The 22,073-nt window shown below is 73.1% G+C and carries 22 protein-coding genes and 1 pseudogene; 13 read left to right on the forward strand and 10 right to left on the reverse strand.

Annotated features, from left to right (window positions below; translation table 11 throughout):
• The first annotated feature begins 12 nt into the window (after window positions 1-12).
• Genes ACGF3A_RS33195 through ACGF3A_RS33210 form a run of 4 tightly spaced genes read left to right on the forward strand, consistent with a single transcriptional unit; the run spans window position 13 to window position 3,450 of the window.
• Window positions 13-1,053, forward strand: a complete 1,041-nt coding sequence (locus ACGF3A_RS33195; RefSeq protein WP_393734132.1) for a zinc-binding dehydrogenase — start codon at window positions 13-15, stop codon at window positions 1,051-1,053.
• Window positions 1,050-1,652: an NADPH-dependent F420 reductase gene (locus ACGF3A_RS33200; RefSeq protein ID WP_393734133.1), complete on the forward strand. Its 603-nt coding sequence runs from the start codon at window positions 1,050-1,052 to the stop codon at window positions 1,650-1,652. The genes ACGF3A_RS33195 and ACGF3A_RS33200 overlap by 4 nt, the downstream gene beginning before the upstream one ends.
• Window positions 1,653-1,693: 41 nt before the next feature.
• Window positions 1,694-2,881: an alkene reductase gene (locus ACGF3A_RS33205; protein ID WP_393734134.1), complete on the forward strand. Its 1,188-nt coding sequence runs from the start codon at window positions 1,694-1,696 to the stop codon at window positions 2,879-2,881.
• A complete protein-coding gene (locus ACGF3A_RS33210) occupies window positions 2,878-3,450 on the forward strand; it encodes a GNAT family N-acetyltransferase (RefSeq protein ID WP_393734135.1) in 573 nt (190 codons plus the stop codon). The genes ACGF3A_RS33205 and ACGF3A_RS33210 overlap by 4 nt, the downstream gene beginning before the upstream one ends.
• Before the next feature lie 25 nt (window positions 3,451-3,475).
• Here ACGF3A_RS33210 and ACGF3A_RS33215 read toward each other — a convergent pair whose 3' ends face one another.
• Window positions 3,476-3,823 carry a winged helix-turn-helix transcriptional regulator gene (locus tag ACGF3A_RS33215; RefSeq protein ID WP_393734136.1) on the reverse strand — a complete coding sequence of 116 codons (348 nt, stop codon included), beginning with the start codon at window positions 3,821-3,823 and terminating at the stop codon, window positions 3,476-3,478.
• Between the two features lie 89 nt (window positions 3,824-3,912).
• Here ACGF3A_RS33215 and ACGF3A_RS33220 point away from each other — a divergent pair, with 89 nt between their 5' ends.
• Window positions 3,913-5,463 (forward strand): MFS transporter, encoded by a 1,551-nt coding sequence (locus ACGF3A_RS33220; protein WP_393734137.1) that lies wholly within the window; start codon window positions 3,913-3,915, stop codon window positions 5,461-5,463.
• Window positions 5,464-5,588: 125 nt separating this feature from the next.
• Here the strand turns inward: ACGF3A_RS33220 and ACGF3A_RS33225 are convergent, their stop codons facing one another.
• Complete coding sequence (locus tag ACGF3A_RS33225; protein ID WP_393734272.1) at window positions 5,589-5,957, reverse strand: winged helix-turn-helix transcriptional regulator; 369 nt, start codon at window positions 5,955-5,957, stop codon at window positions 5,589-5,591.
• 52 nt (window positions 5,958-6,009) lie between these two features.
• Between ACGF3A_RS33225 and ACGF3A_RS33230 the strand changes: the two genes are divergently transcribed.
• Together ACGF3A_RS33230 and ACGF3A_RS33235 are read left to right on the forward strand one after the other, a co-directional pair.
• On the forward strand, window positions 6,010-6,918 hold the full coding sequence (locus ACGF3A_RS33230; RefSeq protein ID WP_393734138.1) for an NAD(P)-dependent oxidoreductase: 909 nt from the start codon (window positions 6,010-6,012) through the stop codon (window positions 6,916-6,918).
• 228 nt (window positions 6,919-7,146) lie between these two features.
• Window positions 7,147-8,415 (forward strand): serine hydrolase domain-containing protein, encoded by a 1,269-nt coding sequence (locus tag ACGF3A_RS33235; RefSeq protein ID WP_393734139.1) that lies wholly within the window; start codon window positions 7,147-7,149, stop codon window positions 8,413-8,415.
• Here the strand turns inward: ACGF3A_RS33235 and ACGF3A_RS33240 are convergent.
• The gene (locus tag ACGF3A_RS33240; protein ID WP_393734141.1) at window positions 8,405-8,824 is read right to left on the reverse strand and encodes an ArsR/SmtB family transcription factor; all 420 of its coding nucleotides are present in this window, start codon (window positions 8,822-8,824) and stop codon (window positions 8,405-8,407) included. The genes ACGF3A_RS33235 and ACGF3A_RS33240 overlap by 11 nt on opposite strands.
• A gap of 127 nt (window positions 8,825-8,951) precedes the next feature.
• Between ACGF3A_RS33240 and ACGF3A_RS33245 the strand changes: the two genes are divergently transcribed.
• A complete protein-coding gene (locus tag ACGF3A_RS33245) occupies window positions 8,952-10,952 on the forward strand; it encodes a heavy metal translocating P-type ATPase (protein WP_393734142.1) in 2,001 nt (666 codons plus the stop codon).
• A gap of 52 nt (window positions 10,953-11,004) precedes the next feature.
• On the opposite strand, the gene ACGF3A_RS33250 is transcribed toward ACGF3A_RS33245, so the two are convergent.
• Together ACGF3A_RS33250 and ACGF3A_RS33255 are read right to left on the reverse strand one after the other, a co-directional pair.
• Window positions 11,005-12,447, reverse strand: coding sequence for an alpha/beta hydrolase family protein (locus ACGF3A_RS33250; protein ID WP_393734143.1), 1,443 nt, complete (start codon window positions 12,445-12,447; stop codon window positions 11,005-11,007).
• A 100-nt stretch (window positions 12,448-12,547) separates the two neighbouring features.
• Complete coding sequence (locus ACGF3A_RS33255; RefSeq protein WP_393734144.1) at window positions 12,548-13,468, reverse strand: RNA polymerase sigma-70 factor; 921 nt, start codon at window positions 13,466-13,468, stop codon at window positions 12,548-12,550.
• A 186-nt stretch (window positions 13,469-13,654) separates the two neighbouring features.
• Here ACGF3A_RS33255 and ACGF3A_RS33260 point away from each other — a divergent pair, with 186 nt between their 5' ends.
• Window positions 13,655-14,422 carry an SDR family oxidoreductase gene (locus ACGF3A_RS33260; protein WP_393734145.1) on the forward strand — a complete coding sequence of 256 codons (768 nt, stop codon included), beginning with the start codon at window positions 13,655-13,657 and terminating at the stop codon, window positions 14,420-14,422.
• A 38-nt stretch (window positions 14,423-14,460) separates the two neighbouring features.
• A complete protein-coding gene (locus ACGF3A_RS33265; RefSeq protein WP_393734146.1) occupies window positions 14,461-14,925 on the forward strand; it encodes a hypothetical protein in 465 nt (154 codons plus the stop codon).
• Here the strand turns inward: ACGF3A_RS33265 and ACGF3A_RS33270 are convergent.
• Window positions 14,849-15,775 carry a sigma-70 family RNA polymerase sigma factor gene (locus tag ACGF3A_RS33270; RefSeq protein ID WP_393734147.1) on the reverse strand — a complete coding sequence of 309 codons (927 nt, stop codon included), beginning with the start codon at window positions 15,773-15,775 and terminating at the stop codon, window positions 14,849-14,851. The two genes, ACGF3A_RS33265 and ACGF3A_RS33270, sit on opposite strands and share 77 nt — an antisense overlap.
• 87 nt (window positions 15,776-15,862) lie before the next feature.
• On the opposite strand from ACGF3A_RS33270, the gene ACGF3A_RS33275 reads away from it, so the two are divergent.
• A complete protein-coding gene (locus ACGF3A_RS33275) occupies window positions 15,863-16,321 on the forward strand; it encodes a carboxymuconolactone decarboxylase family protein (RefSeq protein ID WP_393734148.1) in 459 nt (152 codons plus the stop codon).
• A gap of 15 nt (window positions 16,322-16,336) precedes the next feature.
• On the opposite strand, the gene ACGF3A_RS33280 is transcribed toward ACGF3A_RS33275, so the two are convergent.
• The 4 genes and pseudogenes from ACGF3A_RS33280 to ACGF3A_RS33295 form a co-directional block, all read right to left on the reverse strand.
• The gene (locus ACGF3A_RS33280; protein ID WP_393734149.1) at window positions 16,337-17,398 is read right to left on the reverse strand and encodes a biotin/lipoate A/B protein ligase family protein; all 1,062 of its coding nucleotides are present in this window, start codon (window positions 17,396-17,398) and stop codon (window positions 16,337-16,339) included.
• A gap of 65 nt (window positions 17,399-17,463) precedes the next feature.
• Complete coding sequence (locus ACGF3A_RS33285; RefSeq protein ID WP_393734150.1) at window positions 17,464-18,210, reverse strand: SDR family NAD(P)-dependent oxidoreductase; 747 nt, start codon at window positions 18,208-18,210, stop codon at window positions 17,464-17,466.
• A gap of 103 nt (window positions 18,211-18,313) precedes the next feature.
• Window positions 18,314-18,685, reverse strand: coding sequence for a DUF1330 domain-containing protein (locus ACGF3A_RS33290; RefSeq protein WP_393734273.1), 372 nt, complete (start codon window positions 18,683-18,685; stop codon window positions 18,314-18,316).
• Between the two features lie 108 nt (window positions 18,686-18,793).
• Window positions 18,794-19,510: pseudogene (locus ACGF3A_RS33295) on the reverse strand (NAD-dependent deacetylase); the annotation flags it as partial.
• Between the two features lie 219 nt (window positions 19,511-19,729).
• Here ACGF3A_RS33295 and ACGF3A_RS33300 point away from each other — a divergent pair.
• The gene (locus tag ACGF3A_RS33300) at window positions 19,730-20,548 is read left to right on the forward strand and encodes an inositol monophosphatase family protein (RefSeq protein WP_393734151.1); all 819 of its coding nucleotides are present in this window, start codon (window positions 19,730-19,732) and stop codon (window positions 20,546-20,548) included.
• 61 nt (window positions 20,549-20,609) lie between these two features.
• Complete coding sequence (locus tag ACGF3A_RS33305; RefSeq protein WP_393734152.1) at window positions 20,610-22,043, forward strand: phytoene desaturase family protein; 1,434 nt, start codon at window positions 20,610-20,612, stop codon at window positions 22,041-22,043.
• Window positions 22,044-22,073: the final 30 nt, after the last annotated feature.

The following is a 22,073-nucleotide window of genomic DNA, read 5'->3' on the forward strand; positions in this document are numbered from 1 at the left end:
GGGGAGGCGTCCATGCGCACCGTGGAGTACACGCGGCAAGGGGATGCCGCACAGGTGCTGACGCTGCGGGAAGAGGCCCGTCGGCCGGTTCCCGGCAGCGGCGAGGTTCTGGTTCGGATGCTGGTCCGGCCCGTCCATCCGGGGGACCTGATCGGTGTGGAGGGCCTGCCGGGGCAGCCCGAACAGCCCGAGCAGCAGTCGGGGGCCCGGACCCCCGGAGTGGAGGGGATGGGCGTCGTCGAGAGCGCCGGAGCGGACGTCCGCGCGCCGCGCCCGGGGCAGCGGGTGGCGGTCTTCCCGGCGCCGGGAACGTGGAGCGACTTCGTCGCGGTCCCGGCCGAGCTGGCAGTGCCGGTGCCGGACGGAGTCAGCGACGAGACCGCGGCCCTGATGCTGGTCAACCCGCTGACGCTGCGCATGCTGTACCGCGCGGTGGAGGAGGCCCTGAGCGGGCAGACGGGTCCGGTGCTGCAGACCGCCGCCGGCTCGTCCGTCGGCAGGCTGATCAGCGCGGCCGCGGTCCGGCACGACCTGCAGTTGATCAACCTCGTGCGCAGCACCTCCGGCGCCGAGCAGGTGCGGACGTCGTACCCCTCCCAGCCCGTGATCGCGACGTGCGACGACGACTGGCGGGAACAGGTCCGCCTGCACGCCGGTGAGCGGGGAGTCCGGGTGGTCCTCGACTGTGTCGGCGGTGCCATGACCCAGGACCTCGCCGAACTGCTCGCCGACGGCGGCACCCTGATCTCCTACGGGCGTCTGGGTTCCGGCACGACACCGTTGGAGGCGCTGCCTCTCATGGCGCGGGCGCTGACGGTGCGGGGGATGTCGATACTGCGCTGGACGAACCGCACCCCCGAGGAGCGGGCCCAGGACGTGGCCTTCGCGCAGGACCTGGCGCGGAACACGCCGGACCTGCTCGAAGTCGCGGCCGACTACGACCTCGCCGACTTCAAGGCGGCCGTCGAGCACGCCCGCCGCCCGGCCAAGCGCGGAACCGTCCTGCTCACCACACCGCGGACGGCCGACTCCGGAAACGGGGCCGCCCGATGAGGATCGGAACACTCGGAGCCGGAGCGATAGCCCAGGCCATCGCCCGGCACGCGATCCGTCACGGCCACGAGGTCGTGCTCAGCAACAGCCGGGGCCCGGCCTCCCTCGCCCCGCTGGTCCAGGATCTCGGCGCGCTCGCGACAGCCGCGACCCCTGCGGAGGCCGCCACCGCGGACCTCGTCGTGCTCGCGGTCCCCTGGCCGCGGATTCCTGACGCCGTCGCCGGGCTCCCCCGCCTGGACGGGACCGTCGTCATCGACGCCACCAACCAGTTCGCCTCCCTCTCCCCGAAACCGGAGATCGCCGACCTGGGCGACCTGACCGGGAGCGAATACGTGTCCTCCCTGCTTCCCGGCGCACGCGTGGTCAAGGCGTTCAACGCCCTCTACGGGCAGTTCATCGCACCCGATCCCCGCCATGAGGCGGGGCGGCAGGTGCTGTTCCTCGCCGGTGACGACACCGATGCCAAGAACACCGTGAGAGACCTGACCTCCGAGTTCGGCTTCGCTCCCGTCGACCTCGGCACGCTGCGCGAGGGAGGACGCCTCATCCAGCTCGGCGGCCCCCTGTCCGCCCTCCACGCCCTCAAGCAGGACTGATCCCACCGACCCGCTCGTGCTCCTCAAGCCCACGAGGAGCGATGTCCGCCACGAAAGAGATCCTCATGTCCCACCAGACCCCGGCACCCGGCGCCCAGCCCCTCCTCCAGCCCCTCCTCCAGCCCGTTCGGCTGGGCGCGCTCAAGCTGCCCAACCGCGTCGTCATGGCCCCCATGACGCGCTCCCGGGCCGACAACGAGGAACTGGCCCCCACCGACCTGCACGCCACCTACTACACGCAGCGCGCCGACACCGGTCTGATCATCAGCGAAGGGACCTGGGTCAGCACGGACGCGATCGGCTTCATCAACGTCCCCGGCATCTACACCGACGCCCAGACCGCCGGCTGGACCAAGGTCACCGAAGCCGTGCACTCCGCGGGAGGCAGGATCGTCTCCCAGCTCGGCCACGCCGGTGCCGCCTCCCACCCGGACCACCACGGCGGCAGGCTCCCCGCCGGCCCTTCGGCGATCAATCCCCACGAGATGTCCTACACCCCCGACGGCCCGAAGGACTCCCTCACGCCACGCGCCCTGAGCGTCGCGGAGATCGCCACCACGATCGACTCCTACCGGCAGGCGGCCGTCAACGCCCTGCGCGCCGGATTCGACGGCCTGGAGATCCACGCTCAGATATCCCATCTCGTGGCCCAGTTCCTCAACCCACGCCTCAACCAGCGCACCGACGCCTACGGCGGCAGCAGTGCGAAGCGGGCCCAGTTCCTCCTCGACGTCGTGGACGCCGTCGGCAGCGTGTGGGGCAGCGACCACATCGGAATCAAACTCTCCCCCTACTGGAAGCACGGGCCTGCCTTCACCGCGGACGCCGAGGTGCTGGCCGAGTACGACCAGCTCCTCAAGCGCCTCAGCGACAGCGACCTGGCCTACCTCCACCTCCTCGGCCCGGAACCCGACTCGGGAACCGACGCCCTCACCGCATTCACCCGCTACCGCGCCCACTACCAAGGCGCCGTCATCGCCAACCTCGGCTTCACACAAGCGAGCGGCAACGAGATCCTCGAACGGCAACTCGCCGACGCGGTCTCCTTCGGCGCCCCCTTCATCGCCAACCCGGACCTCGTCGACCGCTTCACCCACGGCCACCCCCTCGCCTCCGACAACCGCGACACGCACTTCGCGGGTGGCGCGGAGGGATACACGGACTACCCCACAGCGCCCGCCGCGCTGGAGCTGATGGAGGGGCGGGGGCGTGGCATCGTGGGGCGATGACTCTCACGGTCCGCCCGGCCTCGTCCTTCGAGGACGTCCGTACGCTCGTCGGCCCGAAGTCGCCCGGGGCCAACGTGTGCTGGTGCCTGAGCTACCGGATCCCGGCCAAGCTGAACAACGAGCTCCGGGGAACGGCACGCGGTGAGTACGTCGCCGAGCTGTGCCGGAAGCAGCCCGCCCCGGGCGTGCTGGCCTACGACGGTGACGAGCCGGTCGGCTGGGCCGCCGTGGCGCCGCGCGCGGAGACGTCGTTCGCGCGCAGCCGCCGGATCCCGTACGTCGACGACCTGCCCGTCTGGTCCCTGTGGTGCGTCCGTGTACGCCCGGGGCACCGGCGGAAGGGGATCTCGCACACCCTCATCGCCGGTGCGGTCGACTTCGCCCGTTCCCAGGGCGCACCGGCGGTCGAGGCGTATCCGGTCGACAACGGCGGGGCCAAGGTGGACCTGACGATGGCGTATCCCGGGCTCCGGAAGAACTTCGAACGCGCCGGGTTCACGCACGCCGCCGACACCACCTCGGTGCTGGCCGGTCATCCCCGGGTGCTGATGCGGCTCGACCTGCGCTGACGTGGTGCCTGCCAGGGCTCAGGGCTCAGGGCTCCGGGGCCGGGCGTACCGTCTCCCGGTACCACCGGCCCCACGCGTCCAGCTGGTCCATGACGGCGTCCAGCCGGTGTCCGGCGTCGGTCAGGGTGTAGTCCACGCGCGGCGGGACCTCCCGGTATACCGTCCGCGTCACCAGGCCGTCGGCCTCCAGCTCCCGGAGCTGGCGGGTCAGCATGCGCGGGGTGACGGCCGGGAGCGCGCGCCTGAGTTCGCCGAAGCGCAGCGTCCCGGGCACCAGCTTCTTGAGGATGGCCAGCTTCCAGCGGCCCCCGAGCACCTCCATGGCGGACTCGATCGCGCAGTACTCCGGAGTCTCCTCGGCCGTGGTGCGCATCTGTGACCTCCATCGGTATACGGAATGACAGTAGGGGACAGAAAGGACCGTACTTGTAGGGCGAGTTGGTACCTCCTGAGACTGACCGTATGCCGAACAGCGATACTTTCGCACCGTCGCGGCGACGGTGGACCGTCCTGGCCGTGGTCGCGGGCAGCCTGCTGCTCTCCGGGATCGATCTGACCGTGCTGCACGTCGCCATGCCGAGCGTGAGCCGGGACCTGCGGCCCAGCGCCTCCCAGACGCTGTGGATCGTCGACGTGTACTCCCTGGCGCTCGCCGCCATGCTGGTCACCTGCGGAACGCTGGGCGACCGGATCGGCCGCCGCCGCATGGTCCTCAGCGGCCTGTTCGCCTTCGGACTGGCCTCGGCGGCGTGCGCCTCCGCCGCCTCCACCGGGCAGCTCGTCGCCGCCCGCGCCGCCCTGGGCGTCGGCGCGGCGATGATCATGGCGTCGACGGTGGCGATCATCCGGGTCACCTTCACCGACGACCGCGAGCGAGCCCTCGCGATCGGCGTATGGACCTCGGCGCACAGCATCGGGGCGACGGTCGGGCCGCTGATCGGCGGGCTGGTCGCCGAGCGGTGGGGGTGGGGGGCCGTCTTCCTGGTGAACGTCCCCGTCGTCCTCGGCCTCCTCGCCGTGGGGACGCGCGTGATCCCGGAGTCCAAGAACCCCGTACCCCGGCGCTGGGACCTGCCCAGCGTGGTGCTCTCCGTCCTCGGCCTCGCGGGCGTCGTGTACGCCCTGAAGCAGGCGGGCGAGCTGGTCGGCGGGCATGCGGGGGCGGGGGCGGGGGCCGATGCCGGGTTCCTCGCGCTCGCCGCCGCCCTCGCCCTCGGCGGCGCGGCCCTGCTGTTCGTCTTCGTACGCCGCCAACGCCGCCTGACCGAACCGCTGCTGGACTTCTCTCTCTTCGCCGACCGCCGCTTCGCCACCGCCACGGTCTGCGTGATCGCCTGCTTCGGCAGCTACGTGGCCCTGCTGTTCTTCCTCACCCAGTGGCTGCAGCAGGTCGGCGGGGACCCGCCGCTGCGCGCCGGGCTCGCCCTGATGCCGCTGGCCGGCGCCAACGCGCTCGGCGCCGTCGCCGCGCCGTGGCTGGCGCACCGGTGGGGCAACCGGGCGGCGCTCACCGCGGCGCTGCTGACGTTCGCCCTCGCCTGCGCGGTCATCGCCGCCCTCGGCGACCCGGCCCGCTACGGGACGCTCCTCCCGGCGCTGCTCGCCGCCGGAAGCGGAGCCGGTGTCGTGATGACGCTGGGCGCCGACTCCCTCATGAGCGCGGCCAGGCCCGAGCGTTCCGGCGAGGCCGCCGCGATCCAGGAGACCTCCTTCGAACTCGGCGCGGGTCTGGGCGTCGCCTTCTTCGGCACCGTCATGACCCTCGTCTACCGCGCCGCCGTCCCGCCGGTCCCCGGCCTCGGGGCCGAGCGGCAGGCCGCCGTGGGCGAGTCGTTCGCCGCCGCGGAGGACGTCATGCGGTCCCTGCCGTCGGCGGCCGCGGACGCCGTGCTGGACGCGGCCCGCCAGGCGTACGACCGCGGCTTCGCCACCGTGGCGGCGGTCGCGGCCCTCGGGCTGGCCGCCACCGCGGCCATGACGGCCGTCCTGCTCCGCCCGGGCAAGGGGGAGTAGTCACCTGGTAGCCACCTATTTGTGGGTACTTGGCGGCGGGCGGCGGCCGGGAGAACCTGGTGGTGCGGGACGGCCCGACAAGCAAGCCCGACAAGCAAGCCCGACAAGCAAGGAGGTACGAGGAGTCAGGAGACGGCGTGCTGCTGGTCGGCGGCCTGCCGCGCGGCCAGGCTGTCCAGGCGGCGGTAGCCCCAGGCCGCGACCGGGGCCAGGGCCTTGGACAGGTCCACGCCGAACTCCGTCAGGGAATAGACGGTCTTGAGCGGCAGGACATCGTGCACCTCGCGGTGGACCAGGCCGTCGGCCTCCATCTCCCGCAGCGCCTGAGTCAGCACCTTCTCGGTCAGGCCGGGCAGCTCCCGGCGCAGCTCTCCCGGCCGGCGCGGACCGGATTCGAGCAGCCAGAGCAGCGCCGTTTTCCACTTGCCGTCGATCACCGCGATCGCGGCGGTCACCCCGCACACGTTCGGGTCCTGTGCCCGCGTCCGCGTCACCGCCACCACCCTCTCCCTCGCCATCGATTCTTTCTCTGTACGGAGCTCAAGCATGTCTGCACACACTCAGAACGCCCAGAACACCTCCAAGTCTTCCGTCACGGTGATCGGACTGGGCCCGATGGGCCGGGCGCTGGCCTCTGCCTTCCTGGCGGCCGGGGTGGCCACCACGGTCTGGAACCGCACGCCGGGCAGGGACCGGGAGCTGGTCGCACGCGGCGCGGCCGACGCGGCGACGCCCGAAGAGGCCGTCGCGGCAAGCGATCTCACCGTCGTCTGCGTGGTCGACTACGCCGCCGCCGACTCGATCTTGCAGCGCCCCGAGGTCACCGCCGCGCTCAAGGGCCGCACCGTGGCGAACCTGTCGGCCGACACCCCCGACCGCGCCCGGGAGGCCGCGACCTGGGCGGCCGAGCACGGCGTGCGCTACCTCGACGGCGCGATCATGACGCCGACCACCACCATCGGCACGCCGCACGGTGTCTTCCTCTACAGCGGCTCGCGGGAGCTGTACGGCGAGCACAAGCCCGTCCTGGACGCGCTGAGCGGCACCCACAGCCACCTCGGCGAGGAGATCGGCCGGGCGGCCGCGTTCGATCTCGCGCTGCTCGACATCTGGTGGACCTCGATGACCGGCTACATGCACGCCCTGGCCATCGCCCGGGCCGAGGGCATCACCGCCCAGGAACTGGCGCCGTTCGCCAAGGGCATCGGGGCGATCCTCCCGCCCTCCTTCGACGAGGCCGCGGCCGAGGTGGACAACGGCACCTATGCCGCCACGGTCAACCCGCTCACCTCGGCGGCCTCGACGATGGCCCACATCGTCCACGTCTCCGAGGCCCACGGCATCGACGCGAGCCTGATGCGCGCGGCCGAGGGACTGGCCCGCCGCGCCATCGGCCTGGGTCACGGTGGCGACGAACTGCACCGCCTGGCGGAGCTGATGGGCCGCAACGGCTGACCGTTCCCCCTCGGGGTGACGCGGAGGGTGCATATATGCGCTCGCCGGGGGATAGTGGTGGGGCACGACCCCCAGCCACGGCCTGGGACGCCTCCCCCCCCGGCGTCCCAGGCCCTTCCTGTTCCGACCGCCGCCCGTGTATCGCGGGCGTATCGGAAAACGCATACGCCACAGCAACACTCCTCCGCCTTCCCTGGAGCCATGAACCTGAGAAGGCAGGAGAGGGACGTGAGCGTGGACCCGGATTCCGAACGTGGCGTGGACCGGCGGCGGTTGCTCGGCTGGGGCGGGGTGGCGGCCGTCGGAGCGGCGGCGGCCGGTGCCCCGCTCGCGGAGGCCCGGCCCGACCCCGGCCCCGACCCCGGCCCCGACCCCGGCCCCGACGACGTTCCGCCGGACGCCCGGCCCGGCGGGGCCTACGACCGGTACGTGGCGAAGCTGGCCGCCGAGGGCAGGTTCTCCGGCGTCGTGCTGCTGTCGCACCGGGGCCGTACGGTGCTGTCGCGCAGCTACGGCATGGCCGACAGGGAGAAGAAGGTCCGCAACCACGAGGGCATCGCGTTCCACCTCTCCTCGGCGGGCAAGCCGTTCGGCGCGGTGGCCGTGCTGCAGCTGGCGCAGCGGGGCAAGGTGAAGCTCTCGGACACGGTGGGCACCCATCTGAAGGGCTTCGCCGGGGAGATCGCCGAGAAGGTGACCCTCCACCACCTGCTCTCCGGCACCTCCGGGCTCAACACCCCGGAGGAGGACCCGCAGCGCGTCTTCGAGAGCCGCGAGGAGGTGCACGAGTACCACGAGCGGTGGGCCCGTAAGGCCGAGCTGGTGGCCGCCCCCGGCACCCCCACCGACCACGCGGGCGCCGAGGTCGCCATCCCCGCGCTGATCGTGGAGGCGGTGACCGGCACGACGTACTGGGACTACGTCGAGGAGCACGTCTTCGCGCGCTGCGGCATGACGGATACGGCGTTCTTCACGCGGCCGCAGTGGCTGACCGACGGGCACCTCGCGCACTCGTACATGCGAGTGGCCGACGGCGGCCTGGTGGACGCGGTCCGCAACCTGGACAAGGGCAGCCCGGACCCGAACCAGCTCGGCAGGAACCCGGGCCGCGCCTTCATCGACCTCCCCGGGGACGGCGGCTTCGCCACGGCCCCTGACCTGGTCCGGTTCGCGCACGCGCTCCGCGACGGCACGGTGCTGGACCGGCCCTACGCCCAGCTGTTCACCGGCGCCAAGTTCCCCCTCGCCCCGCAGGGCGGCGGCGGTCTGCGGAAGGCCGGGGCGGCCCCCGCCGACGCCTCGTTCGGGACGTACATGATGCCGGTCAGCCTCGTGAACGGGCAGTGGGTGAACGGGCGCGCGGGCGTGAACCCCGGCAGCGTCGCCAGCTGGAACATCTACCCGGACACCGGCTGGGTCGGCGTCGTCCTCGGCAACTGCGACGGCGTGCCGCTGTGGGAGATCAGCGAGCGGGAGACCCGGGCCCTCACCGGCTGACGGGATCGGCGGGGCGGGCCTCGGCGCCGGGGGTGTCGCGCAGGCCGAGGCGGAGGTGCTCGACGTGGTAGAGGGCCTGGTCGAGGAGCTCGGCGACGTGGTTGTCGTAGAGGGAGTAGACGATCGAGCGGCCCTGCCGCTCTCCGGTGACCAGGCCGAGGTTGCGCAGCAGGCGGAGCTGGTGGGAGCAGGCGGAGGCCTCCATGCCGACGGCGTCCGCGAGGTCGCCGACCGGGCAGGGGCCCTCCTGGAGGCGGGCCAGGATGTGCAGCCGGGACGGGGTGGCGAGGGCCTGGAGCGTGGCGGCGACGTCGGCGGTGCCGACCGCGTCGAGACGCTCGCGGGTGCTGGCGCCGCTGGTGTCGCCGGTACCGCTGGCGGTGCCGGTGGTGTCGCGTCCGTGGCCCATGGCGCCATCATACCGATTACACCTGAAGACCTGTTCAGATGTTCTTGTATGGTGGTGGCGCTGCCCCGTCCTGCCCCCGTCCCGCTCTGCCCTGCCCCCGTCCCGCCCCATGAAGGGTCGCTCCGCCATGCCCGCAGTCCTGGACCGGCGCTCCGCGCCCCCCGCCGACGCCCCTCGCACCGCCCCGCCCCGGCGCCGTACCCGCGTCCTGGCGCTCCCGGAGGCCCGCTGGGCGTTCGCGGCGCTGGTGCTGTTCCTCCTCGCCCTGCCCGTGCGGCCGCTGGGCGGCCCGGAGTGGCTGGCGGGAGCCCTGTTCGCCGGGGTCTACGTCACCGGCGGCTGGGAACCGGGCTGGGAGGGGGTGAAGGCCCTCAGGGAGAAGACGCTGGACGTGGACCTGCTGATGGTCGTCGCCGCGCTCGGCGCCGCCGCGATCGGGCAGGTCCTCGACGGCGCACTGCTGATCGTCATCTTCGCCACCTCCGGCGCCCTGGAGGCCCTCGCCACCGCCCGTACCGCCGACTCCGTGCGCGGCCTCCTCGACCTCGCGCCCACCACCGCGACACGGCTCCTCCCGGACCGCCGGGGCGGCGGCGCGGAGGAGACCGTAGAGACCAGGCACCTCGCCCCCGGGGACACCATCCTGGTCCGCCCCGGGGAACGGATCGGCGCCGACGGCCAGGTCGCCGCCGGGGCCAGTGACGTCGACCAGGCCACCATCACCGGCGAGCCGCTGCCGGTCGCCAAGCAGCCGGGCGACGAGGTGTTCGCCGGTACGGTCAACGGCTCCGGCGCCCTGCGCGTACGGGTCGAGCGGGACCCCTCGGACTCGGTGATCGCCCGCATCGTGAGGATGGTCGAGGAGGCCTCGGAGACCAAGGCCCCCACGCAGCTGTTCATCGAGAAGATCGAGCAGCGCTACTCGATCGGCATGGTCCTCGCGACCCTCGCCGTCTTCACCGTCCCGCTCGCCTTCGGCGACCCGCTCCAGGCGGCCCTGCTGCGGGCGATGACGTTCATGATCGTCGCCTCGCCGTGCGCGGTCGTGCTCTCCACCATGCCGCCGCTGCTGTCCGCCATCGCCAACGCCGGGCGCCGCGGCGTGCTCGCCAAGTCCGCCGTCGTCATGGAACGCCTCGGACAGATCGACACCGTGGCCCTGGACAAGACCGGCACCCTGACCGAGGGCGTCCCCCAGGTCACCGAGGTACGCCCGCTGCCCGGCAGCGGCCTGGACGAGTCCGCGCTGCTCCGGCTGGCCGCCTCCGCCGAACGCCCCAGCGAGCATCCGCTCGCCCGCGCCGTCGTCGACTCCGCACGCGAACGCGGCCTGACGCTCATCGACGCGGAGGGCTTCGTCTCGGCGCCCGGACAGGGCGTCACCGCCACCGTCGGCGGCAGCACCGTCCAGGTCGGCGCGCCCGCCCGCCTCCTGCCCGGCACCGACACCGGCACCGGCACCGGCACCGCGCGGCACCGGGACGCGGTGGCCGGGCTGGAGGACGCCGGGCACACCGCCGTCGTCGTCCTGCGCGACGGAACTCCCGTGGGAGTGCTGGGGATCACCGACCGGCCGCGGCCGGACGCGGCGGCCACCGTCGCCGCCCTCACCGCGCTGACCGGCCGCACCCCGGTGCTGCTCACCGGCGACAACGAGCGTGCCGCCCGGCGCCTGGCCGACGAGGTGGGCATCACCGAGGTCCGTGCGGGACTCCTGCCCCAGGACAAGGTGGCGGCGGTACGGGAGTGGGAGGCCGCGGGACGCCGCGTGCTGGTCGTCGGCGACGGCGTCAACGACGCCCCCGCCCTGGCCGCCGCGCACTCCGGCGTCGCGATGGGCAAGGCGGGCTCCGACCTCGCGCTGGAGACCGCCGACGCCGTCGTCGTCCGCGACGAACTGGCCACCGTTCCCGCCGTCGTACGGCTCTCCCGCGCCGCGCGCCGCCTGGTCCTCCAGAACCTGGTCATCGCCGGTACGTTCATCGCCGCCCTGGTCGCCTGGGACCTCCTCGGCACCCTCCCCCTGCCCCTCGGCGTCGCCGGGCACGAGGGCTCCACGGTCCTCGTCGGCCTCAACGGCCTGCGCCTGCTCCGCGAGACCGCCTGGTCCCGCCCGGCGGCCCCGTGACTCGCGTCGCGCGGTCGTCGTCGGCGACGGCGGTCGGCGGCGGTCGGCGGCGTCAGCGGGTGGGGCGGGGGAAGCGGGCGGGGGAGAAGGGGACGAAGGCCGGGGGCATGGCCTTCTTCTCGAACGTGCCGAGATCCAGCACCTGGTGGAGGCCCGGCTCGTGGCGGGCGACCGTACGGTTCAGGACGCGCGGGGACGTGCTGGGCCAGCGGTCGGTGCCGGCCTTGGTCAGCAGGACCTTGAGGGCGGTGATCTCGTCGGCGGCGCTGAACGCGCAGTGCGAGCCCCGGTTCACATACGTCTGGCGGAGGTTGCCCGCGTCGCCGTTGCGGGCGACCTGCCCGGCGTACCACCCGGCCTGGTCGGAGACCGCGCCGCCGTCCTGGGCGTTGTGCAGCGTCAGCACGGGCTGCGGCGTGGTGCCGCGCACGACCGAGTACCGCTTCATGTACGCCACGGCCTTCGCGTCGGCGGCGATCCGCCCGCCCGCGTTCAGCTTCGCCACGTCCGCCGACAGCCCGGAACCGGCGGCCCCGGCCTCCCGGTACGCCTCCCGGTACGCCTTGCGGACCAGCTCCTTCTGGGCCGAACCGGCCAGCTGGCGGCGGTAGTCGACGCCGACGTTCGTCGACGGGTTGCCGCCCGCGCGCCGCTCCAGGTCCACGCGACCGACGGGGCCGATGCCCGCGACGTAGGCGTTGCGCAGCCACTGCGCCTGCGCGCGCACCCGGTCCGCGACCTTCACCGGCCGCGCCTCGTGCGCCGAGTACCAGCCGGGGACGTTCCCCAGCGCCCCCGCCAGCGCGAGCCGCGCCCGGCCGCGCTCGCTCTTCAGGGCCTCGTCGACCGCGGTCTCCAGCACCTTCGCCGAACGCTCGGGGTCGCGCGGGCGTACGAGGTCGATGTCCTGGTCGGCCTCGGGGACCAACAGCGTCCTGAGCGCGTACGTCATGTCCAGGGCCGTGTTCCAGGTCCCGTTGCCGTCGTACTCCGCGCACATCGCGAGCACGCCGTCGAACCGGTCCGGGTTCCGCTCGCCCAGCAGCACGGCGACGGCGCCGCCCATCGACTGACCGGTACTGATCGTGCGCTCTGGGCGCCCGACGTGCTCGGCGAACCAGTCCTGGAGCGCGATCTGATCGTCCGCCGCGTCCTCGACGGCGTACCCGTACGTGCCCTTGTAGTCGGAGGCGGCCAGCGCGAACCCCTCGTCGAGCAGGGCCTTCTCGGCCTCCTCGCTGTTGGTCAGGGCGGTCTTCTCCGGGGACCAGCCCGCCGGGTAGTAGCCGTGGCTGTAGAGCAGGAGCGTCCCGTTCCAGTTCTCCGGGACCTCCGCGCGGTACTTCGCGCCGTCGATCTCCCCGGTGTACGACCGCCGTTCGCCCGGCTTCCCGGTGGTTCCGGCCGTCGCGGTCGTGCCGTCGGCCCCGACGACGGCCGAGGCCGCCACCAGCGTCGCGGCCGCGACCAGAACACCCGTGCGTCTGTGCGTCATGAGCCCATCCCTCACTCGGTGAACGTGCGTGTACGCGTGTACGTGTGTACGCGGGGCAGACCGGCGGCCGGGGCCGAACTCATCGGTCCCGCACGGGAAATCAGCGGCTGACGGTGGTCTCCCGCGCCACCCGGGAGAGCTTCTCGGGGTTGCGGACGTGGTAGGCCCCGGTGACGCGGCCGTTCTCGACCCGTACGGCCACCACGCCGTCGATCTCCCCGTCGACCCGGACGAGAAGGCCCGGGCCGCCGTTGATGTGGACCGGCTCGACCGTTCTGTCGGCGTCGCGCTTCCACCAGCCGCCCGCCAGCAGGCGGGCCACTCTGTCGGCGCCCACGACGGGCCGCAGCAGGGCGTGCCTGACGCCGCCTCCGTCGCTCAGGGCGACGACGTCCGGCGCGAGGACGTCGAGCAGTTGCTGCAACTCGCCCGTCTCGACCGCCCGCTGGAACGCCTGGAGCGCGGCCCGGGTCTGCGCCGGGGAGACGTCGCCGCGCGGCCGCCGCGCGGCGACGTGTGCCCGGGCGCGGTAGGCGAGCTGGCGGACGGCGGTCGGGCTCTTGCCCACGGCGTCCGCGATCTCGTCGTACCCGAGGGCGAACACCTCGCGCAGGACGAACACGGCCCGCTCGACCGGCGCGAGCGTCTCCAGCACCAGCAGCATCGCCATCGACACGCTCTCGGCCAGCTCGACGTCCTCGGCCACGTCCGGCGCCGTCAGCAGCGGCTCGGGCAGCCACGGCCCGACGTAGGACTCCTTGCGGCGCCCCAGCACACGCATCCGGTCCAGGGCCTGCCGGGTGGCGATCCGTACGAGGTACGCGCGCGGCTCCCGTACGGTCCCGAGGTCGACGCCCGACCAGCGCAGCCAGGTCTCCTGGAGGACGTCCTCGGCGTCGGCGGCGGAGCCGAGCATCTCGTAGGCGACGGTGAAGAGCAGATTGCGGTGGGCCACGAACACCTGGGTGGCGGGATCCACCGGCCCGGCCGTGCCCGTGGTCGGTGTGCTGCGCTCGCTCATCTCCGGCTCCCGCCTGTTCGTTCCCAGCCCTGCTCTCCGAGGCTCTGTCCTCCGCACGGGACGCCGGACCCCGCCGTTCCGTAACACCGTCCGGCGGTGGCCCACGTCACACCACCCCGGCTGTTACGGCCACCGGGGCGTCGGCGTCCTGTGTGCGTCGGGACCGGAAGACGGAGGGCAAGGAACATGATCACCAGAAAGTTCGCGGTGGCGGGAGCGACCGGACGGCTGGGGCGCCACGTCGTGGACGTCCTCACGGAACAGGGGCACGAGGTCGTGCCGATGGCCCGGGCCACCGGCGTGGACATCATCACGGGAGAGGGCCTGGCCGAGGCGCTGACCGGCGTCGACGTCATCCTGGACGCCGCGTCCTGGCACGCCTCCGACCAGGAGGCCGCCACGGAGTTCTTCCGCACCGCCACCCGCAATCTGCACGACGCCGGGCACCGCGCGGGAGTCGGCCGGATCGTCGCCGTGTCCATCATCGGCGCGGACAAGGCGACCGCCGGGTTCGTCGCCGCGCAGCAGGCGCACGAGGAGGCCAACCTGTCAGGGCCGCTGCCCGCTCTCCTCCTGCGGGCCGCCCAGTTCCACGAGTTCGTCGGCCAGCTCCTGGACTGGCAGCGGGGCGACGTCGCCTACGTCCCCGACCTGCCCACCCAGCTCGTGGCCTGCCGCACCGTGGCCGAAACGCTGGTCGACCTGGCCACCGACCCGGAAGCCCCCGCCCAGCCGGACCCGGGAGCGCCGGTCCCCGAGGTCGCCGGGCCCCGCAGGGAGAGCATGGCCGAGGCGGCCACGCTGCTCGGCGCCCGCCGGGGCGTCAAGGTCGTCGCGGTGGACGGCTCCGGCATGCCCGACGCCGGGCTCGCGGCGGCCGGAGCCTTCCTGCCCGGCCCCCACGCGAGGCTCGCCGGTCCCACGTTCCAGGAATGGCTCGAAGCCCAGCCCTGAGAGCTCGCGCCGAACAACGAAGAGAAATGGGAACTTCGATGCACACACCCACGGCGGCTCCGGCGGCCAGGGCGGTGGACGGCCGCGGCCCCGTCACGCTGCTGCGGACCGTGGCCGCCCTCGCCTGCCTGGAGACCCTGGTGCAGGGCCTGCTCGCCGGAATGCTGCTGAACGGCGACGTCAGCTCGATCGATCCGCACGGCTTCAACGCCTACGTCTTCGAACTCCTGGTGTTCCTCCAGGTCGTGGCCGCCGTCCTGCTGTGGCGCCGCAACCGCTGGCTCACCTGGCCGCTGAAGGCCACCGTCGGCATCCTGCTGGCCACCTTCACCCAGACCGCGCTGGGCCTCCAGGGCTCGCTCGCCGCACACGTCACCCTCGGCGTGGCCCTGTGCGCGATGGAGACGGCACTCGTCCTGCGGGCCTTCACGCTCCGCGCGGGGCACTCCCCGCGACCCGGGCCGTCCACTCAGGGAGCCACACCGGGTCCGGCAGGTCCATGAGTGCAAGCTTGGCCGGGTCGGTCACGGCGGTGATCTCGGTGATGCGGCCCGCGACGACGGTGAAGGCGAGGAGGGAGAGCGGGGTGCCGTCCTCACTCCAGGAGAGGACGCCGGGGAGACCGCTGACGGTCGCCGCATGGCCCCGTGCCGCGCCGGCGGCCACTCGTGCCCGGGTGGCGACCTCGGTGGCTCCGAGCGTGACGAACGTACCGTTCTGCGTGTGGACGGTGAACTTCACCTCGGGGTGAAGAACCTCCAGCAGTTGCTCGAACCGACCGTCGCCCGCCGCGGCCAGGAAGGCGTGGACCACCTCGCGTCGCCGCCGCCCGGTGCCCGTCGGCTGCTGGGTGTTCCGCACCTTCCGGCGGGCGCGGCTGGTGAGCATCTTGGTCGCGTCGGTGGACTTGCCGAGAATCGTGCCTATCTCCCCGTGAGGCACGGCGAACACGTCGTGCAGTACGAACGCAAGCCGTTCGTCCGGACGCAGCGAGTCCAGCACCGTCAGGAGCGCGAGGCCCACGGAGTCCCCCAGGGCCACGAGGTCTTCCGGGGCGGGCGCGTCGTCCAGCGTCACGGCGACTTCGGACAGCTGGTCGTCCAAGGAGACCTCCGGGCGGGCCCGGCCCGACCGGAGGACATCGAGGCTGATGCGGCCGACCACGGTGGTCAGCCAGCCGCCGAGGTTGTCGATGGCGCCGGTGTCCTGGCGGGAGAGACGCAGCCACGCCTCCTGGACCACGTCCTCCGCGTCGGCGTGTGATCCGAGCACGCGGTAGGCGACGCCTCGGAGCCGGTCGCGATGGGCTTCGAAGGCGCTGACGACCGTATCCGTGGGAGGGGTGCCGGACATGTTGTTACCTCTCTCGAAGCTGCTCCGTCACAGGGGTGACGGGCACGAGCCCCGGAACGTAACCCCGATCGAGGAGAGCACTCTCACATGGAGAACCGGCTCAAGAACAAGAACACGAACAACTCCGACCTCTGGACTGCGATCAGTCACCTCCACAAGGCGATCGCCGCCGGAGGCGTCGATCCGAAGCTGCTGACGCTGGTCCACCTGCGAGCGAGCCAGATCAACGGCTGCTCGGCGTGCGTCTACGCCAGTGTCACCGGAGGGAAGAAGGCGGGCGAGAGCGAGGAGCGTCTGCACAACGTGGCGGCGTGGCGCGAGGCGCCGTTCTACACCGATGCGGAGCGCGCGGCACTGGCGCTGGCCGAGGCCGCCACCCGGCTGCAGGACGGTGCGGAGGGTGTCACCGACGAGATCTGGGAGGAGGCCAACGCCCATTTCACCGAGGAGCAGATCGGCGCGATCAACCTGGAGATCGCGCTGACCAACTTCTTCAACCGGATCAACCGCACCCTCAAGGAACCGGCCGGCCAGACCTGGGGCTGAGCCGGGGGAGCGGCACTACGGCACGCGGGCCGTCCACTCCTCGTTGCTGAAGCGCGTGCGGGCGAGCTCCTCGGCGCGGGCCATCTCCTCCGGGGTGACCTCGCCGGTGGCGAGGCCGTAGCGGGTGCGGAAGGAGGCGATCATGCGGTCGATGACCTCGGCGCGGGGGAGGCCGGTCTGGCGGCGCAGCGGGTCGACGCGCTTCTTGGCGCTGCGGGTGCCCTTGTCGGAGAGCTTCTCCTTGCCGACGCGCAGGACGTCGAGCATCTTGTCGGCGTCGATGTCGTAGGCCATGGTCACGTGGTGCAGCACGGCGCCGTCACCGCCGGCGAGGCGCTTCTGCGCGGCACCGGCGATCTTGCCGTCCTTGGAGGCGATGTCGTTGAGCGGCTGGTACCAGGCCTTGATGCCCATGTCGCCGAGGGCGTTCAGGACCCAGTCGTCGAGATAGGCGTACGACTCGGCGAACGACAGCCCGGAGACCAGGGACGCCGGGACCGAGAGGGAGTACGTGATGGTGTTCTCGGCCTCTACGAACATGGCTCCGCCGCCGGAGATCCGCCTGACCACCGTCACCCCGTGACGAGCGGCGCCCTCGGGGTCGACCTCGTTCCGCAGGGACTGGAAGCTGCCGATGATGACCGCGGAGGAGTCCCACTCCCAGACCCGCAGGGTCGGGGCCCGGCGTCCCGCGGCGACCTCTTCGGTGATGACCTGGTCGAGAGCCATGTGCAGGGCGGGGGACTGGGGCCGCTCGTGGATCAACTGCCAGTCGTAGTCGGTCCAGTCGGTGGCCTTGGCCAGGGCGCGGCGGACGGCGACGGCGACGGCCTCGGCGGAGAAGCCGAACATGACCGTGCCCTCGGGGAGCATCGCCTCGACGCGGGCCGCCAGCTCGGCGGCGTCCGCGTCGGAGGGTGCCCCTTCGAGGGCGCGGTCGATGGCGGTGAGCGCCTCGTCGGGTTCGAGGAAGAAGTCGCCCGCGACCCGGACGTTCCGCAGCACGCCCGCCGCCTCGTCGACCTCGCAGTCGACGACCACGAGCTTGCCGCCGGGCACCTTGTACTCCCCGTGCATGGCGCTGACCACCTTTTCTCTCACGAATGGGCCCGATCAAGGCTAACCCGGGCCCGAGGGGACGATCAGGCCGCGAAGCCGCCGTCCACGGCGAGCGAGGCGCCGGAGATGTAGCGGGCGCCGTCGCCCGCGAGGTGGGCGACCGAGTCCGCGATCTCCTCCGGCGTGCCGTACCGGCCCAGCGCCGTCAGCGCGGCCTGGGCCGCCGCGCCGTCGGCGTCGGCCGGGTTCAGGTCCGTGTCGACCGGGCCCGGCGCGACCTGGTTGACGGTGATGCCCCGGCCGCCCAGCTCGCGCGCCAGGCCCTTGGTCAGGCCGTCGACCGCGGCCTTGCTGGTCGCGTAGAGCGTCATGCCGGGGAACGGCACGTGCGTGGAGACGCAGCTCGCCACGTTGATGATCCTGCCGCCCTCGGGCAGGTGCGGCACGGCGGCCCTGGCGACCAGGTACGGGCCGCGCACGTTGACGCGCAGCACATGGCCGATGTCCTGCACCGACGTCTCCTCGATGGGGCCCGAGGCGCCCACGCCCGCGTTGTTCACGAGGATGTCGAGCCGCCCGAACTCCGCGACCGTCTCCTCGACCATGGCCTGCGCGGCCGTGGCGTCACCGACGTCCGCGCGGATCGCGAGGGCCCGCGCGCCCGTCTCCTTGACGCGGGCGACGACGTCCGTGGCCCGCTCCGGGCCGCTGACATAGGTGAGTGCCACATCCGCGCCCTCCTCCGCGAGCCGCAGCGCGATCGCCGCGCCGATCCCCCGGCTGCCGCCGGTGACCAGCGCGACCTTGCCCGCGAGCGATCCCTTGCTCATGACCGTCCCACTCCCTTTTCCGTTCCGTCGTGGACGGTTTCGATCCTCCGGGGACCGTCCACGCGGCGCTGGCGGGAAATGGACGCCGCGTCCGGCGCCGGGCTCAGGACCTCTCGGCCGCCGCCTCCCTGACGCGCGCCGCCCCGGCCCCCGGGTCGTACTCCGGCGGCACACCGGCCACCAGCACGGCGGTGCCGCCGACCGTACGGGTACGGAGCGCGAGGATCTCCTGGTACGCGGGCGAGCGGTACCAGGCGCGGGCGGCGTCCATGTCGGGGAAGCCGATGACGACGACGTAGCCGCCGAAGTCGCCCTCCACCACCTCCGGTCGGTGGTCGTGCACCACGAACCGGCCCCCGTGCGGGTCCAGCGTGTCCTGGATGCGCTCCAGGTAGACGGCGATGTCCTCGCCGGGCGGCGCCTCGTGGTGCAGCTGTGCGACGGCGTACGCGCGGAACGGGCTCGTGGCGCTCATGGTGTGCTCCCAACGGCTCGGGGCGGCCTGATCGTCGTGACGCCCCGATCGTGCCGGGCCCCGGGGGAGCGGTCGATTACGCGCGAGGTAAGGGGCTCGGCGCCCACAGCCCGCGAGCCCCCGCAGCAGCGCGGGCAGCGCCTCGGCGATCGGCTCCCGTACGACCTCGTCGGCGAGCGCGTCGTACGGCGTCGGCTCGGCGTTGACGACGATCAGCCGCGCCCCGTTCTCCGCCGCCGTACCCGCGAGGGAGGCGGCGGGCTGGACCTGGAGGCTGGTGCCGACCGCGAGGAAGACGTCCGCCGCCTTGGCGACGGCCACCGCCTCGGTCAGCACGTCCGGGTCGAGCGCCTGGCCGAACATCACCGTGGCCGACTTCAGGATCCCGCCGCACACCTCGCACGACGGGTCCGGATCGCCCGCCTCCACACGCGCCAGCGCGTCCGCCATCGGTCCGCGCGCCCCGCACTCCGTACAGACGTACGTCCGCGAACTCCCGTGCAGCTCCAGCACCTTGCGGGCCGTGAGCCCCGCGGCCTGGTGCAGCCCGTCGACGTTCTGCGTGATCACGCGTACGGGCGTGCCCGCGCGCTCCAGCTCCGCGACGGCCCGGTGCGCGGCGTTCGGCTCCGCGCGCCAGGTGGGGGAGGAGAGCCGCATCTGCCAGGACCGGCGCCGGATCTCGGGGTCCCCCATGTAGTACGAGTACGTCACCAGCTTCTCGGCCTCCGGATCCCGCCGCCACAGGCCTTGCGGGCCGCGGTAGTCGGGGATGCCCGAGTCGGTGGAGATACCTGCGCCGGTGAGCAGGGCGACGAGAGTCATGGGGCCAGGGTAGGCCGCCCCGAGGCAGGCGCCCCGAGGCAGGCGCCCCGAGCCAAGCCCCCCGAGACAGGCGCCCCCAGCTGAGTGCCCCGAAGGGGCGCGGGGAACTGCGCGACCGGCCACGACGTACCCGCGCTCCGCGACGCACGGACAGGGGCAGCCCCTGCCCGGCCCGGGAACGGACGCCAAGGGCGAAGTGCAGGCGGCGATAATGAACACATGATCGACGATGAGCTGACAGCGGCGGTGGAGCACGCGGTGCGAGAGGCCGCCGCCGAGGAGATCACGCCCCGCTGGCGCCGCCTCGCCGAGGACGAGATCGTGACCAAGAGCGGGCCGCACGACCTCGTGACCGTCGCTGACCAGCGCGCCGAGGCCCATCTCGGGCGGGCCCTGACCGCGCTGCTGCCGGGCTCGGTCGTGGTGGGGGAGGAGGGCGTGCACGCGCGTCCCGCCTCCTACGAGGCGCTCCGCGGCGAGGACCCGGTGTGGATCATCGATCCCATCGACGGCACCCGGCAGTTCGTCCGCGGCGAGGAGGGCTTCTGCACGATGGTGGCCCTCGCGCGCGGCGGGGAGACGCTCGCCTCGTGGACGTACGCGCCCGCGCTGGGGCGGATGGCCGTGGCCCGCCGCAGGGGCGGCGCCCTGCTCAACGGCGAGACGCTGACGGCCGGTTCGCCCGCGCCGGGCGCGACACTGGAGGTCGCCGTCTCGCACCCCGACTACACCGACGAGGCGCAGAAGGCGGCCCTGAGCGGCCTGCGTACGGAGGGGGTGCGGCCCCGTCCGACCGGTTCGGCCGGGCTGGAGTACCTGGCGGTCGCGGGCGGCGCGCTGGACGCCGTCGCGTACAGCTGGGAGGCCGCCTGGGACCACGCCGCCGGGCTGCTGCTGGTGGCCGAGGCGGGCGGCGCCTCGGCGACGGTCGCGGGGGAGCCGTTCCGGCTCGCGGGCGGGAACGTGCTGCCCTTCACGGCGGCGCGTGACGCGGAGACCGTGCGGCGTATGGTGGAGCTTCTGCGCGACCGAAGTTGACCAGAGTTGTCAGTGTTGACGAGTGTTGACGAAGTTGACCCACGGGCGAGGGGAGACGGCAGTGCCAGCGATCCGGGACGCGGTCGTCGTCGGAGCGGGGCCGAACGGGCTGACGGCGGCGGTCGAACTCGCCCGCAGGGGCATGTCCGTCGAGCTGTTCGAGGCCAAGGACACGGTCGGGGGCGGGGCCCGCACGGAGGAGCTGACGCTTCCCGGTTTCCGGCACGACCCCTGCTCCGCCGTGCACCCCACGGGCGCGGGCTCGCCCGCCTTCCGCGACATGCCGCTCGACCGGTACGGGCTGGAGTGGCTGCACCCCGAACTGTGCCTGGCGCACCCCTTCCCCGACGGCTCGGCCGCCGTCCTCTCGCGCTCGGTCGGCGAGACGGCCGCCTCGCTGGGGCCGCGCGACGCGGGCGCGTACCGGCGCTTCGTCGCGCCGTTCCTCGGCAAGTGGGACGCGCTGGCCGCCGACTTCCTCGGCTACGGCTCGGTGCTCAACGGGCGCTTCCCGCGCGACCCCCTCCTGCTGACCCGCTTCGGGCTGGACGCGCTGCTCCCCGTCACCTGGCAGGGGAAGCTCCGCTTCCGGGAGGAGAAGGGGCGGGCCCTCTTCGGCGGCCTGTCGGGGCACGTGATCGCCTCGATCGCCCAGCCCTTCATGACCGCGCCGGGCCTGGTCTTCGCGCTCGCCGCGCACGCCAACGGCTGGCCCGTGCCGCGCGGGGGCTCGCAGGCCATCTCCGACGCGCTCGCCGGGTACCTGCGCGCCCTCGGCGGCACCGTCCACACCGGCGTCGAGGTCAAGCGGCTCGACGAGCTGCCGCCGGCCCGCGCGTACGTCTTCGACACCTCGCCGACCGCGCTCGCCCGTATCGCCGGGCTCGGCAGCGCGTACGACGGCTTCCGTTACGGCGCCAGCCTGTTCAAGATCGACTACGCGATGGACGGGCCCGTGCCCTGGGCCTCGCAGGAGGCCCGCCGCGCCGGGACCGTGCACGTCGGGCCCACCCTCCAGGACATCAACGGGGCGCTGCGGGAGGCGACCGTCGAGGGCCGCGCCCCGGAGAAGCCGTTCCTGATCACCGCGCAGCCCTCGCTCGTCGACCCCTCGCGCGCGCCCGAGGGCAAGCAGGTCTTCTGGGCGTACGGGCACGTGCCGAACGGCTGGGAGGGCGACCTCACCGACGCCGTCGAACGCCAGCTGGAGCGCTTCGCGCCCGGCTTCCGCGACCGCGTCCTCGCCCGCGCCACCGCCGGACCCCCGCAGCTGGCCGCGCGCAACGCGAACTACGTCGGCGGCGACATCGCCTGCGGCTCGGCCTCCGGACTGCGGCTGCTCATCCGCCCCAAGCTGGCCCGCGTCCCGTACGCCACGGCCCATCCGTCCGTCTTCCTCTGCTCCTCCGCGACCCCGCCGGGGCCCGGTGTGCACGGCATGGCGGGCCACCACGCGGCACGGGCCGTGTGGAAGCGGCTGCGCGGCCGCTCCTGACGCGACCTGTAGGAACGGCTGGGTACCGGA

It is taken from the genome of Streptomyces sp. NPDC048172 (genome assembly GCF_043202595.1).
GTDB lineage: Bacteria > Actinomycetota > Actinomycetes > Streptomycetales > Streptomycetaceae > Streptomyces.

Excerpts from the sequence above, each read along its gene's own strand:
- ACGF3A_RS33195 (WP_393734132.1), top strand. The coding sequence starts at position 13 with ATGCGCACCGTGGAGTACACGCGGCAAGGGGATGCCGCACAGGTGCTG.
- ACGF3A_RS33200 (WP_393734133.1), top strand. The coding sequence starts at position 1,050 with ATGAGGATCGGAACACTCGGAGCCGGAGCGATAGCCCAGGCCATCGCC.
- ACGF3A_RS33205 (WP_393734134.1), top strand. The coding sequence starts at position 1,694 with ATGTCCGCCACGAAAGAGATCCTCATGTCCCACCAGACCCCGGCACCC.
- ACGF3A_RS33210 (WP_393734135.1), top strand. The coding sequence starts at position 2,878 with ATGACTCTCACGGTCCGCCCGGCCTCGTCCTTCGAGGACGTCCGTACG.
- ACGF3A_RS33215 (WP_393734136.1), bottom strand. The coding sequence starts at position 3,823 with ATGCGCACCACGGCCGAGGAGACTCCGGAGTACTGCGCGATCGAGTCC.
- ACGF3A_RS33220 (WP_393734137.1), top strand. The coding sequence starts at position 3,913 with ATGCCGAACAGCGATACTTTCGCACCGTCGCGGCGACGGTGGACCGTC.
- ACGF3A_RS33230 (WP_393734138.1), top strand. The coding sequence starts at position 6,010 with ATGTCTGCACACACTCAGAACGCCCAGAACACCTCCAAGTCTTCCGTC.
- ACGF3A_RS33240 (WP_393734141.1), bottom strand. The coding sequence starts at position 8,824 with ATGGGCCACGGACGCGACACCACCGGCACCGCCAGCGGTACCGGCGAC.
- ACGF3A_RS33245 (WP_393734142.1), top strand. The coding sequence starts at position 8,952 with ATGCCCGCAGTCCTGGACCGGCGCTCCGCGCCCCCCGCCGACGCCCCT.
- ACGF3A_RS33250 (WP_393734143.1), bottom strand. The coding sequence starts at position 12,447 with ATGACGCACAGACGCACGGGTGTTCTGGTCGCGGCCGCGACGCTGGTG.
- ACGF3A_RS33255 (WP_393734144.1), bottom strand. The coding sequence starts at position 13,468 with ATGAGCGAGCGCAGCACACCGACCACGGGCACGGCCGGGCCGGTGGAT.
- ACGF3A_RS33260 (WP_393734145.1), top strand. The coding sequence starts at position 13,655 with ATGATCACCAGAAAGTTCGCGGTGGCGGGAGCGACCGGACGGCTGGGG.
- ACGF3A_RS33265 (WP_393734146.1), top strand. The coding sequence starts at position 14,461 with ATGCACACACCCACGGCGGCTCCGGCGGCCAGGGCGGTGGACGGCCGC.
- ACGF3A_RS33270 (WP_393734147.1), bottom strand. The coding sequence starts at position 15,775 with ATGTCCGGCACCCCTCCCACGGATACGGTCGTCAGCGCCTTCGAAGCC.
- ACGF3A_RS33275 (WP_393734148.1), top strand. The coding sequence starts at position 15,863 with ATGGAGAACCGGCTCAAGAACAAGAACACGAACAACTCCGACCTCTGG.
- ACGF3A_RS33280 (WP_393734149.1), bottom strand. The coding sequence starts at position 17,398 with ATGCACGGGGAGTACAAGGTGCCCGGCGGCAAGCTCGTGGTCGTCGAC.
- ACGF3A_RS33285 (WP_393734150.1), bottom strand. The coding sequence starts at position 18,210 with ATGAGCAAGGGATCGCTCGCGGGCAAGGTCGCGCTGGTCACCGGCGGC.
- ACGF3A_RS33290 (WP_393734273.1), bottom strand. The coding sequence starts at position 18,685 with ATGAGCGCCACGAGCCCGTTCCGCGCGTACGCCGTCGCACAGCTGCAC.
- ACGF3A_RS33300 (WP_393734151.1), top strand. The coding sequence starts at position 19,730 with ATGATCGACGATGAGCTGACAGCGGCGGTGGAGCACGCGGTGCGAGAG.